This is a genomic window from Peribacillus simplex NBRC 15720 = DSM 1321, from assembly GCF_002243645.1.
In the GTDB taxonomy this organism is placed as follows: Bacteria; Bacillota; Bacilli; order Bacillales; family DSM-1321; genus Peribacillus; species Peribacillus simplex.
In genome coordinates, this window is the sequence record NZ_CP017704.1 from 2,757,618 (window position 1) to 2,774,316 (window position 16,699).

19 protein-coding genes are annotated in these 16,699 nt (G+C 41.7%); 18 read left to right on the top strand and 1 reads right to left on the bottom strand.

Annotation, left to right across the window (positions count from 1 at the left end):
* The first annotated feature begins 135 nt into the window (after positions 1 to 135).
* The 9 genes from rpmE to BS1321_RS13220 all read left to right on the top strand — a co-directional run bounded on the left by rpmE (position 136) and on the right by BS1321_RS13220 (position 7,493).
* Complete coding sequence (gene rpmE, locus BS1321_RS13175) at positions 136 to 336, top strand: 50S ribosomal protein L31 (protein ID WP_034315847.1); 201 nt, start codon at positions 136 to 138, stop codon at positions 334 to 336.
* Between the two features lie 138 nt (positions 337 to 474).
* Positions 475 to 1,080 carry a thymidine kinase gene (locus BS1321_RS13180; RefSeq protein ID WP_063234167.1) on the top strand — a complete coding sequence of 202 codons (606 nt, stop codon included), beginning with the start codon at positions 475 to 477 and terminating at the stop codon, positions 1,078 to 1,080.
* Between the two features lie 209 nt (positions 1,081 to 1,289).
* Positions 1,290 to 1,745 carry a hypothetical protein gene (locus tag BS1321_RS13185; protein WP_063234166.1) on the top strand — a complete coding sequence of 152 codons (456 nt, stop codon included), beginning with the start codon at positions 1,290 to 1,292 and terminating at the stop codon, positions 1,743 to 1,745.
* A 160-nt stretch (positions 1,746 to 1,905) separates the two neighbouring features.
* Positions 1,906 to 2,976 (top strand): peptide chain release factor 1, encoded by a 1,071-nt coding sequence (prfA, locus tag BS1321_RS13190; protein WP_063234165.1) that lies wholly within the window; start codon positions 1,906 to 1,908, stop codon positions 2,974 to 2,976.
* Positions 2,969 to 3,838 (top strand): peptide chain release factor N(5)-glutamine methyltransferase, encoded by an 870-nt coding sequence (gene prmC, locus BS1321_RS13195; protein WP_269467093.1) that lies wholly within the window; start codon positions 2,969 to 2,971, stop codon positions 3,836 to 3,838. Before prfA ends, prmC begins: the two co-directional genes overlap by 8 nt.
* A 150-nt stretch (positions 3,839 to 3,988) precedes the next feature.
* The gene (gene spoIIR / locus BS1321_RS13200) at positions 3,989 to 4,924 is read left to right on the top strand and encodes a stage II sporulation protein R (protein WP_069981726.1); all 936 of its coding nucleotides are present in this window, start codon (positions 3,989 to 3,991) and stop codon (positions 4,922 to 4,924) included.
* Positions 4,925 to 5,214: 290 nt separating this feature from the next.
* Positions 5,215 to 6,264: an L-threonylcarbamoyladenylate synthase gene (locus BS1321_RS13210; RefSeq protein ID WP_063234163.1), complete on the top strand. Its 1,050-nt coding sequence runs from the start codon at positions 5,215 to 5,217 to the stop codon at positions 6,262 to 6,264.
* Positions 6,265 to 6,338: 74 nt separating this feature from the next.
* Positions 6,339 to 6,905, top strand: a complete 567-nt coding sequence (locus BS1321_RS13215) for a manganese efflux pump MntP (RefSeq protein WP_063234162.1) — start codon at positions 6,339 to 6,341, stop codon at positions 6,903 to 6,905.
* A 144-nt stretch (positions 6,906 to 7,049) separates the two neighbouring features.
* Positions 7,050 to 7,493, top strand: a complete 444-nt coding sequence (locus BS1321_RS13220) for a low molecular weight protein arginine phosphatase (RefSeq protein ID WP_063234161.1) — start codon at positions 7,050 to 7,052, stop codon at positions 7,491 to 7,493.
* 40 nt (positions 7,494 to 7,533) lie between these two features.
* On the opposite strand, the gene BS1321_RS27505 is transcribed toward BS1321_RS13220, so the two are convergent.
* Entirely contained in the window at positions 7,534 to 7,746 is a 213-nt protein-coding gene (locus tag BS1321_RS27505) for a hypothetical protein (RefSeq protein ID WP_144478211.1), read from the bottom strand.
* A gap of 122 nt (positions 7,747 to 7,868) precedes the next feature.
* Between BS1321_RS27505 and rpiB the strand changes: the two genes are divergently transcribed.
* The 9 genes from rpiB to atpE all read left to right on the top strand — a co-directional run bounded on the left by rpiB (position 7,869) and on the right by atpE (position 16,640).
* On the top strand, positions 7,869 to 8,315 hold the full coding sequence (gene rpiB, locus BS1321_RS13230; RefSeq protein WP_034315832.1) for a ribose 5-phosphate isomerase B: 447 nt from the start codon (positions 7,869 to 7,871) through the stop codon (positions 8,313 to 8,315).
* A gap of 82 nt (positions 8,316 to 8,397) precedes the next feature.
* Positions 8,398 to 8,991 carry a TIGR01440 family protein gene (locus BS1321_RS13235; RefSeq protein ID WP_063234159.1) on the top strand — a complete coding sequence of 198 codons (594 nt, stop codon included), beginning with the start codon at positions 8,398 to 8,400 and terminating at the stop codon, positions 8,989 to 8,991.
* Positions 8,992 to 9,364: 373 nt separating this feature from the next.
* The gene (locus BS1321_RS13240; RefSeq protein WP_063234158.1) at positions 9,365 to 10,606 is read left to right on the top strand and encodes a serine hydroxymethyltransferase; all 1,242 of its coding nucleotides are present in this window, start codon (positions 9,365 to 9,367) and stop codon (positions 10,604 to 10,606) included.
* Positions 10,607 to 10,842: 236 nt separating this feature from the next.
* Complete coding sequence (gene upp, locus BS1321_RS13245) at positions 10,843 to 11,472, top strand: uracil phosphoribosyltransferase (RefSeq protein ID WP_034315825.1); 630 nt, start codon at positions 10,843 to 10,845, stop codon at positions 11,470 to 11,472.
* 23 nt (positions 11,473 to 11,495) lie between these two features.
* On the top strand, positions 11,496 to 12,638 hold the full coding sequence (gene wecB / locus BS1321_RS13250) for a non-hydrolyzing UDP-N-acetylglucosamine 2-epimerase (RefSeq protein WP_063234157.1): 1,143 nt from the start codon (positions 11,496 to 11,498) through the stop codon (positions 12,636 to 12,638).
* A gap of 86 nt (positions 12,639 to 12,724) precedes the next feature.
* Entirely contained in the window at positions 12,725 to 14,950 is a 2,226-nt protein-coding gene (locus tag BS1321_RS28560; protein ID WP_269467094.1) for a S8 family serine peptidase, read from the top strand.
* Between the two features lie 285 nt (positions 14,951 to 15,235).
* The gene (locus BS1321_RS13260) at positions 15,236 to 15,604 is read left to right on the top strand and encodes an ATP synthase subunit I (protein ID WP_063234155.1); all 369 of its coding nucleotides are present in this window, start codon (positions 15,236 to 15,238) and stop codon (positions 15,602 to 15,604) included.
* Positions 15,605 to 15,626: 22 nt separating this feature from the next.
* A complete protein-coding gene (gene atpB, locus BS1321_RS13265; RefSeq protein ID WP_063234154.1) occupies positions 15,627 to 16,343 on the top strand; it encodes a F0F1 ATP synthase subunit A in 717 nt (238 codons plus the stop codon).
* A 72-nt stretch (positions 16,344 to 16,415) separates the two neighbouring features.
* A complete protein-coding gene (gene atpE, locus BS1321_RS13270) occupies positions 16,416 to 16,640 on the top strand; it encodes a F0F1 ATP synthase subunit C (RefSeq protein ID WP_034315818.1) in 225 nt (74 codons plus the stop codon).
* Positions 16,641 to 16,699: the final 59 nt, after the last annotated feature.

Genomic DNA, 16,699 nt, shown 5'->3' on the forward strand with positions numbered 1-16,699 from the left:
AACAGTTGCACAACTAGTTTTAAGTTGTTATAATGAGTTCATGTGTTTTTACAATAAATGTGAGGGTGTTTTTCCCCTCAACTTGAAGTATATAACTCTGTTTCGAATGATTCAGGGCATAAGGAGCTGAAAAGAATGAAAACTGGAATTCATCCAAATTATAAGCTTTCAAAAGTAATTTGCTCTTGCGGAAACACTTTTGAAACTGGTTCAGTTAAAGAAGAGATCAAAGTTGAGACTTGTTCAGAGTGCCATCCATTCTATACTGGTCGTCAAAAATTCGCTGAAGCTGGCGGACGTGTTGATCGTTTCAACAAAAAATACGGTATTAAATAAGCCGGACTTTTTAAAAAACAGGCAAGTATTTCTCTTGCCTGTTTTTTCTTTTTCATAAACAAGTAAGAATTTATATAAAGCCGGGTCGACTTCAATTATGACCAAGGGATCGACAGGTGGAAGGGAGTAGCTGTTTCCATGTATGTAATGAAACAAACAGGCTGGATCGAGCTTATTTGCGGAAGCATGTTTTCGGGTAAATCTGAGGAATTGATTAAACGAGTCAGCCGTGCTCAATTTGCTAAAGAGCAAATAGCTGTATTTAAACCAGCTATTGATAATCGCTATGCGGAAGAGGCTGTCGTATCACACAATGGCTCTTCTGTGATGGCAAAACCGATTTCCCATTCAACGGATATTTTTAAGTATTTGGACAAGCCCCTGGATATTATTGCAATAGATGAAGTGCAATTTTTTGATCATGAAATTATCGGGGTTGCCCAGCATCTTGCGGACAGCGGTTATCGAGTGATTATGGCTGGACTCGATCAAGATTTCAGAGGTGAACCATTCGGTCCTATGCCTGTTCTATTATCGCTTGCAGAATCGGTGACTAAGCTGCAGGCTGTGTGTGAAGTGTGCGGATCACCTGCGAGCAGGACACAGCGCTTGATAGATGGGGAGCCGGCCTCCTATGATGAGCCGATAATCCTTGTGGGTGCATCGGAATCATACGAGCCCCGCTGCCGCCATCATCACGAAGTTCCGGGTAAGCAGGCTGTTGGGATTAAAGAACATATTTGAATGATGGTGCCCTATGATCCAATGAGATCGTAGGGTGCTTTTTTTATGAAGAAATGGTTGGGAATTATAATAAGGGTGGAAAAACTGCTGGAGTTATTCAAGTGGTATGACCAATACATGGAAGGGAAATAAAAGATAAATATTGCCCCATTTTGGGTAGGCTAACGAGGAAATGTTCTTCTTAACCAGTCAAAATGGAGGGAAAAAATATGAAATCAAAACTGCTTATTATGACGGCCATACTGCTTGCTGCACTAACGGCATGCGGTCAAAATGACAATGCGATAAATAATGATTCGGAATATGGGGATCAATCCCGGAATGGCAAGGATTTTGTTGGCAATGGTTTAAAACGTGTATCCAATAATGATTGGGACAATGAAGCGGAACGGCCATCAGATCAAATCCTCAATACACCGCATCATACATCCAATAATTCACCATCCATGGGGCAGCAAATTGATGATATCCGAGGGGCCATTGAATCGGAAACCAATTATGAGGCGGGCTCCGTTTGGTTTAATGGAAATACCATACATGTTACGGTCCATGATAAAGGCAAAATCAAGACGGAAAAAGAAAGAAATGAGGAAATGCAGCGAATACAAGGCATTATAAACAGGGCTGTGCCTCAATATAATATAGATGTAAAATTAAAGAAATAACGACATTTTTGAATCCTCTTTGACGTTGATTATTCACCTATACTATAATTAACCTAGAAGTGAACTGAGCTGGGGCACTGAACTACTTATTTATAGTTAGAAAAGATGGATTACTTCCAATTCGTTTCAGATGTTTTGGGAAATTTATGAGGTGAATAATTTGTTTGATCGATTGCAAGCAGTAGAAGATAGATATGAAAGATTGAATGAACTATTAAGTGACCCGGAGATCATTAATGACTCTAAGAAGCTAAGGGAATATTCTAAGGAGCAATCCAGCATTCAAGAGACCGCATCGACTTATAAAGAATATAAAGCGGTTCGTGAGCAACTCAAGGAAGCGAAGGCGATGCTGGAGGAGAAGCTTGATGCGGATATGCGTGAAATGGTAAAAGAAGAGATCAATGAACTTGATGAGACCATACAAGGCTTTGAGGATAAACTGAAAATATTGCTTATTCCGAAAGACCCTAACGATGATAAAAACGTAATCATGGAGATTCGCGGAGCGGCAGGCGGAGATGAGGCGGCCTTATTTGCAGGTAGTCTATACCGAATGTATAGCCGTTTTGCCGAGGTGCAGGGTTGGCGGACTGAAGTCATTGAAGCAAGTCCTACAGGGCTTGGCGGCTACAAGGAAATCATATTCATGATTAATGGAAATGGCGCTTATTCAAAATTGAAGTTCGAAAATGGAGCACATCGCGTTCAGCGCGTACCTGAAACTGAATCTGGCGGACGGATTCATACATCTACAGCAACGGTTGCCGTTTTACCCGAGGCTGAGGAAGTGGAAGTTGAAATCCATGATAAGGATGTTCGTGTCGATACCTTTGCATCAAGCGGTCCTGGAGGACAAAGTGTCAATACGACAATGTCAGCGGTGCGCTTGACTCATATTCCGACTAATACGGTTGTATCTTGTCAAGATGAAAAATCACAAATCAAGAACAAAGAAAAGGCAATGAAGGTTTTGCGTGCCAGGGTGTACGATAAAATCCATCGCGAAGTACAGGCGGAATATGATCAAAATAGGAAGCTTGCTGTTGGAACGGGTGACCGATCCGAAAGGATTCGAACTTATAACTTCCCGCAAAACCGCGTTACCGACCACCGTATTGGTTTAACGATTCAAAAGCTGGATCAAATCATGGAAGGTAAACTGGATGAAGTCGTTGATGCATTAATCATGGAAGACCAATCTTCAAGGCTGGAAAATGCAGATGAGTAATTCTGCCGTGAAAGTGTTTGAAGCCCTGAAATGGGCTTCTTCTTTTTTAAAGGAAAATGATCGTGATGCCAATGCTGGGGAAATCCTGTTACAGCACTTTTTAAAACAAACTCGCTCACAAATGCTGGCCAACCTTCATGATGAGCTTAGTGAAGCCGATTTTGGGCAATTTAAGGCGGCTATTGAAATGCATGCTGATGGAACGCCCGTCCAATATATAATCGGCAGTGAAGATTTTTATGGACGGACCTTCTTTGTGAATGAAGAAGTGCTAATACCGAGACCTGAAACAGAAGAATTAATTTATTATACATTACGTAAACTCCCGGCCATTTTTATGGAGGGACAGAAGCTCCGTTTAGCTGATATTGGGACAGGCAGCGGCGCAATTGCCATAACGATGAAGCTTGAAAAATCAAACTTGTTGGTGACGGCCACGGACATAGCGGAACCTTCACTTGAGGTGGCGAGGAAAAATGCCGAATCACTCGGTGCCGAAGTGCAGTTCATGCAAGGTGATTTGCTTCAGCCTTTCATAAAGATAAACCAGAAGGTGGACATCCTTTTATCGAATCCGCCATATATACCAGATGATGATCATAAATCCATGTCGGTAGTCGTCACGGGTCATGAACCTCATCGTGCATTATTTGCCGGTACCGATGGGCTGGATTTTTACCGCCGCTTTATGGAGCAGTTACCTCTGATCATGAAGGTGCCTGGGCTGATCGGTTTTGAAGTGGGCACTGGACAGGGTAAGGCGGTTGCTGATTTATTGAAGCGAACCTTTCCTGCCGCAGAAGTATCCGTTGTAAATGATATTAATGAGAAAGATCGAATGGTCTTTGCTGAATTAGAATGATCCGTCTCCTTATGTGAGACGGATTTTTTTAGGGACACCACCCTCATTATTCTCTGGAATCTATTTTTCCAGCTATCAACTTTTTTTGTTTTTACTAGTTTAAGATAGCTGGAAAATGGTGAGACTAATTCATGTGAGGGGGCGAAGGCGATGAAAACTAAACATTTAGCCATTATTTATCTATTAATCTTAACTATAGGAACGATCGTAAGTATATATATGCCTAAAGCGGAGATGGTTGGTGCAGAAGATACGAAGGTGATCCCGGATGAGGCGATTCGTCTGCGGATACTCGCGAATAGTGATGCAGAAGAGGATCAAGCGGTTAAAAGGCTGATTAGGGATGAGGTAAATGAAGATATCACAAAGTGGGTCGAGGAGCTTACTTCTTTGGATGAAGCGAGGGATGTGATCACCTCGCATCTACCAGATATCCAGGCGACGGCTGAGGCGGTTATAAAGGAACAGGGTTTGGAGCAGTCAGTAAAAGTGGATTTTGGACAAGCGGAATTTCCGACAAAACTCTACGGGCAGTATTTATATCCGGCAGGGGATTATGAAGCAGTGATTATCACACTTGGTGAAGGGGATGGCGCTAATTGGTGGTGTGTGTTATTTCCTCCATTGTGTTTCTTGGATTTTTCAAATGGGACGGCTGTAAGTCAAAGTCCAATTGTCGAGGATGAAGGTGAAGGATCCTTGAATTCGGAAGGAAAAGCGTATGCTGCAACGAATGAAGAGAGTGAACCTGTTGCAGAGGAAGAAGTTGAAGAAGAAGTGCTGGTTGAAAAGGAAAAAGGGCCAGAGGAAGTAGTTGAAGAAGAGGTTGTAGAGCCAAAGGTAAAAGAGGAAGTACCGGAAGAAACGATAAAAGAAGAGGTTGTAGAGCCAGAGGTAAAAGAAGAAGTGACAGAAGTAAAAGATAAGGAACAAGCGACAGAGGAAGTCGTTGAAGGGAATGTTGAAGAAAACAAGGTTGAACTTGCGGCATCCAATGAACAAGGTCAACAATTATATGAAGGGGAAAAGGAGCCTGAGGTGGAAGTGAAGTCCTTGTTTGCAGAAATCTTCAATGATCTATTTTAAAAAGGGGGCAGCTGCCCTCTTTTTTTTAAAATCAGACAATTTCAAAAACTTATCCACAGGGTTATTAACAAAAAATCAAAAAAGTCTGTCATTAATCTTTAATATCCACAAACTTATCCACGGATTCGATATGGTTATCCCCAATTTGTGGATAACACTTGAATTATGTGTATACTTCTTTTATACTTTCAAAGTATCTTTTAAGTGAAATTAGTACGATAAGTTGAAAATATCGTTCATATAAAGCGATTATATAAAATAAGAAATGTAAAAAGGCGATGGTGTTCAAGATGAAAACGAAAATTTGGTCAGTGGATAAAAATGTGGATAATTTACAAAGTTATCCCCAGATTACACAATCAGCTGAATTATTAAAGGCTAATCAAGTGGTTGCTTTTCCTACAGAGACCGTTTATGGACTAGGCGCGAATGCCAAAAATGATGAGGCGGTCAAAAAAGTGTTCGAAGCAAAGGGGCGTCCGAGTGATAATCCTTTAATCGTTCATATAGCCTCCGATGACCAGTTGTCAGGTATTGTAGAAGAAATTCCTGAACAGGCCCGGAAGCTAATGGCAGAATTTTGGCCGGGTCCTTTGACTTTAATCATGAAACGAAAACCGGGCCAACTATCAAATCTTGTGACAGCTGGATTGGACACGGTCGCAGTAAGGATGCCAGATCATCAGGTTGCCCTCGGCCTTATTCGTGCAAGTGATTTACCCATTGCGGCTCCAAGTGCAAATACTTCTGGGAAACCAAGCCCCACTTCAGCAAAACATGTTGAAGATGACTTGATGGGCCGGATAGCAGGCATAGTCGATGGCGGGACTACGGGTGTGGGCGTAGAATCCACAGTACTTGATTGCACTGTGGAAGTCCCTGTTATTTTAAGGCCTGGCGGGGTGACCCTGGAACAGCTGGAAGCGGTAATAGGGGAAGTCAGGCAAGATGTCGCATTGAAGAATCAGGAAACGGCGCCAAAAGCCCCGGGCATGAAATATACCCACTATGCTCCGAAGGCCCCTCTATATTTAGTCAAGGGTAATCAAGCTTTCCTTCAGAAGCTTGTGGATGAAAAAAGAAATGACGGGTTAAAGGTGGGCATTATAACGGCGTATGAACATCAACAGGATTATAAGGCGGATTATGTGGTTGTCCCAGGTTCATTAGTGGATTTACATTCTATTGCGACAGGCTTATATGATGCTTTAAGACAGTTTGATGAGCTGGAGGTCGATGTCATTTTTAGTGAAATGTTTCCTGACCATGGAATAGGAGCTGCGGTCATGAACCGACTTGAGAAGGCTGCAGGTCATCAAATCATCAAGGAACATATGTAATAAGGACTGATTTATCCTTCTATTTCTTTTCGGACATGCATAACATGTAGTAGGCACGTCCGAGGGGGATTGGAATGAATACATTTGCTGGAGAAATCATCACCTTAATGCTAATGGCATTCGCGTTGGGAATGGATGCCTTTTCAGTCGGCCTTGGAATGGGAATGTTTAAGCTAAGGTTGAGGCAAATACTTTTTATAGGGCTGACAGTAGGCATTTTTCATATTTGGATGCCCTTGCTTGGGATGGGGGCAGGCCGTTTCATTTCAGAAAAATTCGGGACCTTTGCTACATATGCCGGCGGTCTATTGTTGATAATTCTTGGTATACAGATGTTTATCCCTGGAAAAAAGGATGGAGCTGGTGCCATGGCAAATAAGATGCTGGCTCCTGTCGGGAAAGGTCTATTCATTTTTGCTTTAGGGGTAAGCCTGGATAGCTTCTCGGTAGGGCTAACACTGGGAATTTACGGTGCAAAAACGATTTTAACCGTTCTTTGTTTTGGGTTTGCTGCCACTCTATTAACGTGGGCAGGGCTTTTACTGGGTCGAAAAATGCAGGGTTTGCTTGGCGTGTATAGTGAGATTCTTGGCGGAAGTATCCTGTGTGCGTTTGGATTGAAATTATTGTTCTCTTTTTGAGCCACTTAAATTCATATCATTCCTTCCTCAACTGTTCCGATTAACGGGGCGGTTTTTATTTTTCTTCTGACATAATGAGAGAGATTTTTTTGACTATAATAAACGGGCGATAGCTTATAATGAATTAAAAGGGAGGCGTTAAAAATGATCCGAGTATTATTTGTATGTACAGGTAACACATGCAGAAGCCCGATGGCAGAAGCGATATTGAAAAATAAGAATATTGCGGGTGTTGAAGTGAAGTCCGCAGGCGTTTATGCTTCATCAGGCCAGGATGCTTCGATGCATGCTAAAAATGTATTGGTTGAAAATGACATAGTGCATAATCATCATTCAACGCCTTTATCCGAGAAGGAAATGGAGTGGGCGACTCATATTTTCACCATGACGGAAGGGCATAAATCGGTCATTACCCGTGCATACCCCCAAATGATCGATAAGACTTTTACTTTAAAAGAATTCATTATTGACGATAAATATGATAGAGACATAATAGATCCGTTTGGCGGTTCTGAAGGCATTTATCGGGAAACGTTCAGGGAGCTGCAGGAACTAATAGAAAAATTAGTCAAAAGGTTTAAAGAATAAACAGGGGTACATAATGTGGTCGCTGCAGTAAAAGATATTACTAAGCTTGTTGACCGTCAAATGCAAAGTGTAGGATCAAGGCAGTCAAAGAAGTGGCTGCTATCGCAGAAAAAACATCTGCTGGAGCGGAAGAAGTGGCGGCTACGACAAGCGAACAAGCATAATCATGGAAAATGTCGAAAAATCGGCAATGTAACTTAAAGTGCAAGCGGAAAAGTTGAACGGGACCAGTACCCGCTTTCACACTTGCCATTTTACAGCAGGAAACCCGAGTTGGTTTCCTGCTTCTTTGCGGGGAAAAGGATGGACATCCTTTATCTTTTCATAATTTTGTGACACAATAAAATCAAATGAAAATGCTAGAGGAGGATTAAGATGAAAGTTGCGATTGCTTCGGATCATGGTGGTATACATATCCGTGAAGAAATAAAGAATTTATTGAATGAGTTACAGATTCCATTTGAGGACTTTGGCTGTGAATGCAGTACGTCGGTGGATTATCCTGATTATGCCTTGCCGGTTGCTGAAAAAGTGGCAAGGGGTGAATTCGATCGGGGAATTTTAATCTGTGGAACTGGAATCGGAATGAGCATTGCTGCTAATAAGGTCAAAGGAATACGATGTGCATTGGTTCATGATGTCTATAGTGCGAAATTGACCCGCCAGCATAATGATACCAATATGTTAGCGATGGGGGAACGAGTCATTGGCCCGGGTCTTGCCAGGGAAATTGCACAAACATGGCTGACTTCGGAATTTGAAGGCGGGCGTCATCAGAACAGGATCGGTAAGATCGCGGAGTATGAAGGTAAGCACAGCTAATTTTTATGGTTTTTGAAAAGGATCTAGAGAGACCCCTCTTTTCTTCTGATAGCAAGTTTTCTTATTGAAAGGATGCGTTTTCATGACAAGTGATGCTACATTTTCAAATGAGCTTGAGATATGGGAAAACCAGTTTCGGGAACTATTACATGAGTTTCAAGAACAGACAGCTTTAAGAGAGAAACAGCTACTAGTAATCGGCTGCAGTACAAGTGAAGTGATCGGGAAAAGGATCGGTACTGAAGGGACGCTCGATGTTGCGGGGATGATTTTTTCCGTAGTTAGGGATTTTCAAGAAAAAACGGGTGTTCAGGTTGCGTATCAATGTTGTGAGCATCTAAACAGGGCCTTGGTTTTGCAAAGGGAAACCGCGGTTCGATATGATTATGAAGAAGTTTCGGTTGTACCTGTAAGAACAGCTGGGGGATCGATGGCGACTTACGCCTATCGGCAATGGAAAGATGCTGTTGTCGTTGAACATATCAAAGCGGATGCGGGGATAGACATTGGGGACACCTTCATTGGCATGCATCTGAAGCATGTGGCGGTTCCAATTCGCTCTGCCATTAAAGAAATAGGACATGCACATGTGACCATGGCAAAAACCCGCCCGAAACTGATTGGCGGGGAGCGGGCCGTTTATCAGGGCATCTCTGAAAACAAGAGTTGTACTTAATGGGTAAGTGATACAGCATTTCTCGGATGGGGAATGCTGTTTTTTGATCGAATGCGAGCAAAATCGTAAAGCTCAAGATAAGGTTCACAAGAAAAATCTTTACTTTGTAGTGCTAATAGAATGGTGATTTCGCTCATGGAATATAGGGTGAAAGAGCTATTTATCATAATTTCGATGTTAAATACGAACATTTTTAAATAAAAAAACATTTAATGTTCGATAAAAATAGACTATCACTTCTAAATTAGACATGTTAAAATGGAGTAGAATTTTCTAATAAATTATTGGTAAGGCTTTTTCATGCTTATTTGATAGCATGTTGCACATAAATACTAAAAAGCGAATCACGCACAATTTGAGGAGGAATTACGGAATGAATCGTTTAGCAAAGCAAGATGAGCAAGTGTTTAACGCAATTCAACTGGAATTAGGGCGTCAAAGAAGTAAGATTGAGCTTATTGCTTCTGAAAACTTCGTGAGTGAAGCTGTCATGGAAGCGCAAGGGTCGGTCTTGACTAATAAGTATGCAGAAGGATACCCTGGAAAACGTTACTATGGCGGATGTGAGTATGTAGACATCGTTGAAGATCTAGCACGTGAGCGTGCGAAAGAAATTTTCGGAGGGGAGTATGTGAACGTACAGCCTCACTCTGGAGCTCAAGCCAATATGGCCGTTTACTTTACAGTGCTTCAAACTGGCGACACAGTGCTTGGGATGAACCTTTCGCATGGTGGTCACTTAACACATGGAAGTCCAGTTAACTTCAGTGGTGTTAACTACAATTTTGTTGAATATGGTGTAGACGAAAAAGATCACCGTATCGATTACAATGATGTATTGGAAAAAGCGCGTCAGCACAAACCGAAATTGATCGTAGCGGGTGCAAGTGCATATCCACGTGAAATTGACTTCAAGCGATTCCGTGAAATTGCAGATGAAGTCGGGGCTTATTTAATGGTCGATATGGCACATATTGCAGGTTTAGTTGCGGCTGGATTACATCAAAGTCCAATTCCTTATGCTGACTTTGTAACGACAACTACTCATAAAACACTTCGCGGACCACGCGGAGGGATGATCATCTGTAAAGAAGAATTTGGTAAGAAGATCGATAAATCCATCTTCCCTGGAATTCAAGGCGGTCCATTGATGCATGTTATATCCGCTAAGGCTGTTGCATTCGGCGAAGCGCTTCAAGCTGATTTTAAAGAGTATGCACAACAAATCATCGACAATGCTAAACGTTTGGGCGAAGGTTTGAAGAAAGAAGGGTTCACCCTTGTTTCTGATGGAACGGACAATCACTTGATTCTACTTGATGTGCGCTCTACTGGATTAACTGGAAAAATCGCAGAGCATGTTTTGGATGAAATCGGTATTACCGTGAACAAAAATGCGATTCCTTATGACCCGGAAAAACCATTCGTTACAAGTGGTATACGTATTGGGACTGCGGCAGTGACTTCACGTGGCTTCGGATTGGAAGACATGGATGAAATAGCTGCAATCATCGGACTTGTTTTGAAAAATAATGAAGACGCAGCTAAACTTGAAGAAGCAAAACAGCGTGTTGAATCATTAGCGAACAAATTTGAATTATATCCTTCATTGTAATATCGGAGCCGCTCTCTTTTTAAAGGGAGCGGTTTTTTGTGCCTTAAGAAGGTCAGTGTGTTTAGAAGAATCCGAATAGTGAAAATAGGTCTGACATCTAAACCTTTATTGAAGATTGAAACATTTTTCTGTAAAATAGGTTGAAGTGAATTTTAAAAGACACGAAAATTTTTCTATTCGATTAGGGAAATCATAAAAGAGCGCAAAACTAAGCAATGGAATTGGAGAGATGCTAAATGGGAAAAGTTTATGTTTTCGATCACCCGTTAATTCAACACAAATTAGCCTATATACGTGATATAAATACAGGAACAAAAGAATTCCGGGAACTAGTGGATGAAGTTGCATCATTGATGGCTTTTGAAATCACGAGGGATATGCCGTTGGAAGAAGTGGAAATCCAAACGCCTGTAAGCACAGCGAAAGTGAAAATGCTTTCTGGTAAAAAAGTGGGGATCGTCCCGATTTTACGTGCAGGCATAGGCATGGTGGACGGAATCATTAAGCTGATTCCTGCTGCAAAGGTCGGACATGTTGGTCTTTACCGTGATCCTGAAACATTGAAACCGGTTGAATATTATGCGAAAATGCCAAGTGATTTGGCAGAAAGGGAATGCATTGTCGTTGACCCGATGTTAGCCACTGGCGGTTCAGCCATCGAAGCGATCCATTCCATTAAAAAGCGCGGTGCAGTCAATATTAAATTCATGTGTTTGATTGCAGCTCCAGAGGGTGTAGAAGCATTAAAAGAAGCTCATCCTGATGTTGATATTTATATTGCGGGTCTTGACGAAAAACTGAATGAACATGGTTATATCGTTCCAGGTCTTGGAGACGCAGGAGATCGTTTATTCGGCACAAAATAAGGAAAGAAACTGAGGTGTCACGAATGAACAAACCGATAAAAGTCATGACCATTTTCGGAACGAGACCAGAAGCTGTCAAAATGGCTCCCTTAGTACTCGAATTTCAAAAACACCCAGAATATTTCAAGCCGATCGTTGCTGTTACGGCTCAGCATCGCCAAATGTTAGATCAAGTTCTCGAACTATTTTCCATACAGCCGGACTATGACTTGGACATAATGAAGGAAAGGCAAACGCTTGCTGACATTACAACAAGAGCATTAAATGGTCTTGATTTCGTAATGAAGGAAGCTAAACCTGATATTGTTCTTGTACACGGTGATACAACCACAACGTTTGTCGCAAGTCTGGCAGCTTTTTATAATCAAATTGTCATCGGGCATGTAGAAGCGGGGCTGCGCACATGGAATAAGTATTCACCCTATCCGGAAGAGATGAATCGACAGCTTACCGGTACGATGGCGGATTTGCATTTTGCTCCGACTTCGAAAGCGGAGGAAAATCTGCTGAACGAAAACAAGAAGGATAATATCTTCGTGACGGGAAATACGGCAACCGATGCTTTAAAAACGACTGTACGGTCCACTTATTCCCATCCGGTTTTAAATGGACTTGGAGAAGACAGGCTTATTCTACTTACCGCCCATCGTAGGGAAAATCTAGGGGAACCCATGAGGAATATCTTCAGGGCCGTTAAGAGAATCATTGCTGAACATGATGACGTTCAGGTAGTATATCCAGTCCATTTAAATCCGCTTGTTCAGGAATTGGCAAATGAAATTCTCGGGGACGATCCGCGAGTTCATTTGATCGAACCGCTTGATGTATTGGATTTCCATAACTTTGCTTCAAGAGCCTATCTGATTTTGACTGATTCTGGAGGAATCCAGGAAGAGGCACCGTCACTTGGTGTACCTGTCCTAGTTTTAAGGGATACGACCGAACGTCCTGAAGGGATTGCGGCTGGAACCTTAAGATTGGCTGGTACCGATGAACAAACCATATATGATTTGGCACATGAATTGCTCACCGATCAAGAGGTGCACGAAAAAATGTCAAAAGCTTCAAATCCATATGGGGACGGAAATGCTTCGGTCCGTATAGCTGAAGCCATCCGTTACTATTTTAAGCAAGTAAACATGCCACCAACTAGATTTGACTCATAAAAAAGGAAAAGCCACGCGCTTTTCCTTTTTTTATTTGCATACTCCAAGATTGTTGAGAAAAGATAACTGCTAAGGGGATGATTATGTTGGGAAAGAAAACGTTCATAGTGTTTGTTTTCCTTTTTATATTTGTTTATCAAAATGAAAAGGGATTGGCATCCGTCATTCTGCCGCCTTTACCAAAACTATCTGAATCTAAGGAAGTAACGGTTGTTGTCACGATGGATAAGGCGTTTCAACGAAAAAAGATCGAAAAACTGCTTGAAAAATATCCATCCCTTCAATTACGGAATGTTTATTCGGTTGCCCTGAATGGATTTTCCCTTCATGGGAAAATGAATGAGATAGAACAACTTAAAAAGGAGGATGAAATTCAGGCTGTAACGGAAGTATCCGTTTATCAAGCCGTGTTGGATAAAAGTGTCCCATACATAGGAGGAGGCAGGGTCAGGGGTTTCTTTGATAAGGAGAATCACCGGATCACCGGTAAAGGGGTAAAGGTAGGAATAATCGATACTGGCATCGATTATACACATCCAGATTTGCAACGTGCTTATAAAGGAGGGAAGGATCTGGTTGATGGTGATGAAGATCCGATGGAAACCAAAAATCAAGGAGACCTGGATACATTACATGGTACTCATGTGGCAGGCATCATTGCAGCCAATGGAAAAATGAAAGGCGTGGCACCAGAAGCGGAGATTTACGCATATCGAGCTTTGGGACCAGGTGGTGCAGGAGATACAGATCAAGTCTTGACGGCTATTGAGTCAGCCATGAAGGATAAGGTGGATGTATTGAACCTCTCTCTTGGTAATAACGTCAATGGCCCTGATTTACCTATCTCCCTTGCGTTGAATAAGGCAGTGGAAAGCGGCATCGTTGCCGTGACATCAAACGGGAATTCCGGTCCGGCTGTATGGACCGTCGGCTCACCCGGAACAGCGGAAAAAGCGATTTCCGTTGGGGCATCGACTCCTCCCTTAAGGGTTCCGTATATGATTTACGGCCTTGGATCGAAAAAGTATCAATCTCATTTAACCTTGTTTCAAGGCTCTAAAAAATGGAACCTGACGTTTTCCGAGGATGTCATATATGGGGGGCTGGGTAATGAAAAGGACCTGAAACATGTTCGGGATAAGATTGTTTTGATGGAACGTGGCACTCTTACCTTCCAGCAGAAAGTATTCAATGCAGAAAAGGCCGGTGCAAAAGGGGTAATTGTTTATAATAATACGAGCGGGACCTTTACTGGAAGCTTGGAAAAAGAAATGAGCATTCCAGCTGCTTCTATTAATAGAAGAGATGGATTGCAGCTTAAGCTAATCATGGCGCAAGGGCAGAGCAAAACCGTTCAATTTGTTTATAAGAACGAGCAGGATAGGCTCGCAGATTTTAGCTCCAGGGGACCGGTAACCGTATCATGGGGAATAAAGCCTGATGTATTGGCACCGGGAGTGGAAATTGAAAGCACCATTCCTAAAGGATATATGTCCCTGGATGGAACAAGTATGTCCGCACCGCATGTTGCGGGAGCGTGCGCCTTAATCCTGCAAAAACACCCGGAATGGACTCCTGATCAAGTAAAATCTGCATTGATGAGCACTTCCAAGCCATTGAAGAAATCTGCAAATCAATTGTATCACACATATGAGCAGGGGGCTGGACGCATCCAGGTTGATGAAGCGTTAAAAGCGGACACGCTCTTGAATCCAAGCTCATTGTCCTTTGGGATGTATACAAAAAAAGAAGGAATTGAAGAGCATCATGAAACGATAGTCATAGAAAATACCGGGACTAAAAGGAGGAAGTACTCTTTTATGGTCCCATTAAAAGAGACGGGACTCACTTGGGAATTGCCAAAGTCCCTTACTTTGAATCCGAAGGAAAAGAAACGGATAAAAGTGGGACTGCAGGTTAACCCAGCCGTGCTTAAAAAGGGAGTCTTTGATGGATACCTCATTATAATGGAAGGAACCAAAAGAATATCCCTTCCTTATTTATATGTAAAAGAAGAGCCTGATTATCCAAGGATAATGGGATTTGATTTTGGTCAAGGGGACAAGGAAGGCACATATCGGTACGAAATGTACCTTCCGCGTGGGGCTGAAGAATTCGGTATTGCCCTTTATGAGGAAGATAGCTTGAAATTCGCTGGATATTTGGATTGGTCGAGATCGGCACCTTCCGGTTTAATCAAAAAAGATGTATTGAAAAAGAACTTGCCGCCCAAAGGAGTGTATAAAGCGATAATCTTTGCGAGAAGGGGCGGAAGGGAAGATCGGATAGAAAAGACGTTACTTATTGAGTGAACAGAGGACAATAAGTAAAATAAAATGGATGTCAATAGTATAAAAAAGATAATTTGTGAACAATTCGTTAATAATTACAAACCTGTGACAAATTTCACTAACCACTCATTGACATTGATTCTTGCCTATTGTATGCTAACTAAGGATGTAAAATGAGAGGGGTTTCATACGTTAATAACGTGTCAAATAGAAGCTAGTTTTTGACCTTCTATTTGGACTTGTTACGGGCAAATTCCCTAGCTAAACACAGTTACTACAATATTTCTAGGGAGATTACATGACAAAATGCTAGAATTGGAAAAAATGTTCAATAGGCAGCTAAAATACATGTTGTATTTAATGGGTATTTATGTACTCGGGGTGGGCTTCACTTCACATGATTCAGTCTTCCAAGGATTATTGCTTGGAACAGCCTTCAGCCTATTTATATTCTGGTCAATGGTCAAAAAGAACAAAAAGTTCGCTCAAGAGGTTGCCGAAGGTAAGAAAACGCGCTCCCTTGGTAGTTTAACTAGAATGTCTGTAGCGGGTTTAGCTGCAATTATTGCATTGAGATATCCTGACGAGTTTCAAGTGGTCTGCGTGGTAGTGGGATTAATGACAGTTTACTTTGTCATTATGATAGATTATTTTATGCAAAACATACGTAGGTAGTAAAGAAGAGAGGTGAATACTGTTGAATCATGAAGCTCCTATGTGGGAATTTATGGATACTGGAATACATTTCAACTTGGCTAATGTTCTTATGATGACTATCGCAAGTCTCATTGTCTTCATTATTGCTGTAGCAGCAACTCGAAAACTTGCGATGAAGCCAACAGGAATCCAAAACTTTATCGAATGGGTTATGGATTTTGTGAAAAACATCATCAACAGCAATATGGATTGGCGTACGGGTGGTCAGTTCCTTATGTTGGGAATGACATTAATATTGTACGTATTTGTTTCAAACATGTTAGGATTGCCGTTCTCGATTGTAATAGGGCATGAACTTTGGTGGAAATCACCTACATCAGATCCAGCAATAACTTTAACCTTGGCAGTTATGGTAATGGGTTTAACTCATTATTATGGTATCAAGATGAGAGGCATGAAAAATTATGCCAAAACTTATGTCCAACCAATGGGTTTCTTGTTTCCGTTAAAGATTATTGAGGAGTTCGCTAATACGTTAACTCTAGGATTGCGGCTTTACGGGAATATTTATGCGGGTGAGTTACTATTAACTTTACTTGCTGGACTAGGAACAAGTAGTGTTTTGGGTGCAGCCACTGCTGCATTACCGATGTTAGCTTGGGAAGGATTTAGTATCTTTGTCGGCTCCATTCAAGCTTTTATCTTTACTATGTTAACGATGGTTTATCTTTCCCATAAAGTAAGTGACGACCATTAATTATAAATATTGTTCATTTTGAACATTATATTGATGAAAAAATAAAACAACATTTCAAGGAGGAAATTTATCATGACAGGTTCTTTAGGTCTTATAGCTGCTGCTATCGCAGTTGGATTAGGTGCACTAGGTGCGGGTATTGGTAATGGTCTTATCGTAGGGCGTACAATTGAAGGAATGGCTCGTCAGCCAGAAGCTCGTGGTATGCTTCAAACTACAATGTTCGTTGGTATTGCGTTAGTTGAGGCACTTCCAATCATCGCTGTAGTTATCGCGTTTATTGTAATGGGTAAATAAGATAACTTGAAAAAGTTCAATAATGGCGAAGATGATCCAAGGAGACCCTTCGCCATTGC

Coding starts and splice junctions, on each gene's coding strand:
- spoIIR (WP_069981726.1), top strand. CDS start 3,989: ATGAAAACTAAACATTTAGCCATTATTTATCTATTAATCTTAACTATA.
- atpE (WP_034315818.1), top strand. CDS start 16,416: ATGACAGGTTCTTTAGGTCTTATAGCTGCTGCTATCGCAGTTGGATTA.
- BS1321_RS13180 (WP_063234167.1), top strand. CDS start 475: ATGTATGTAATGAAACAAACAGGCTGGATCGAGCTTATTTGCGGAAGC.
- BS1321_RS13220 (WP_063234161.1), top strand. CDS start 7,050: ATGATCCGAGTATTATTTGTATGTACAGGTAACACATGCAGAAGCCCG.
- prmC (WP_269467093.1), top strand. CDS start 2,969: ATGAGTAATTCTGCCGTGAAAGTGTTTGAAGCCCTGAAATGGGCTTCT.
- rpmE (WP_034315847.1), top strand. CDS start 136: ATGAAAACTGGAATTCATCCAAATTATAAGCTTTCAAAAGTAATTTGC.
- BS1321_RS13210 (WP_063234163.1), top strand. CDS start 5,215: ATGAAAACGAAAATTTGGTCAGTGGATAAAAATGTGGATAATTTACAA.
- BS1321_RS13240 (WP_063234158.1), top strand. CDS start 9,365: ATGAATCGTTTAGCAAAGCAAGATGAGCAAGTGTTTAACGCAATTCAA.
- BS1321_RS27505 (WP_144478211.1), bottom strand. CDS start 7,746: ATGGCAAGTGTGAAAGCGGGTACTGGTCCCGTTCAACTTTTCCGCTTG.
- rpiB (WP_034315832.1), top strand. CDS start 7,869: ATGAAAGTTGCGATTGCTTCGGATCATGGTGGTATACATATCCGTGAA.
- BS1321_RS13215 (WP_063234162.1), top strand. CDS start 6,339: ATGAATACATTTGCTGGAGAAATCATCACCTTAATGCTAATGGCATTC.
- BS1321_RS13260 (WP_063234155.1), top strand. CDS start 15,236: ATGCTAGAATTGGAAAAAATGTTCAATAGGCAGCTAAAATACATGTTG.
- BS1321_RS13185 (WP_063234166.1), top strand. CDS start 1,290: ATGAAATCAAAACTGCTTATTATGACGGCCATACTGCTTGCTGCACTA.
- upp (WP_034315825.1), top strand. CDS start 10,843: ATGGGAAAAGTTTATGTTTTCGATCACCCGTTAATTCAACACAAATTA.
- BS1321_RS13235 (WP_063234159.1), top strand. CDS start 8,398: ATGACAAGTGATGCTACATTTTCAAATGAGCTTGAGATATGGGAAAAC.
- wecB (WP_063234157.1), top strand. CDS start 11,496: ATGAACAAACCGATAAAAGTCATGACCATTTTCGGAACGAGACCAGAA.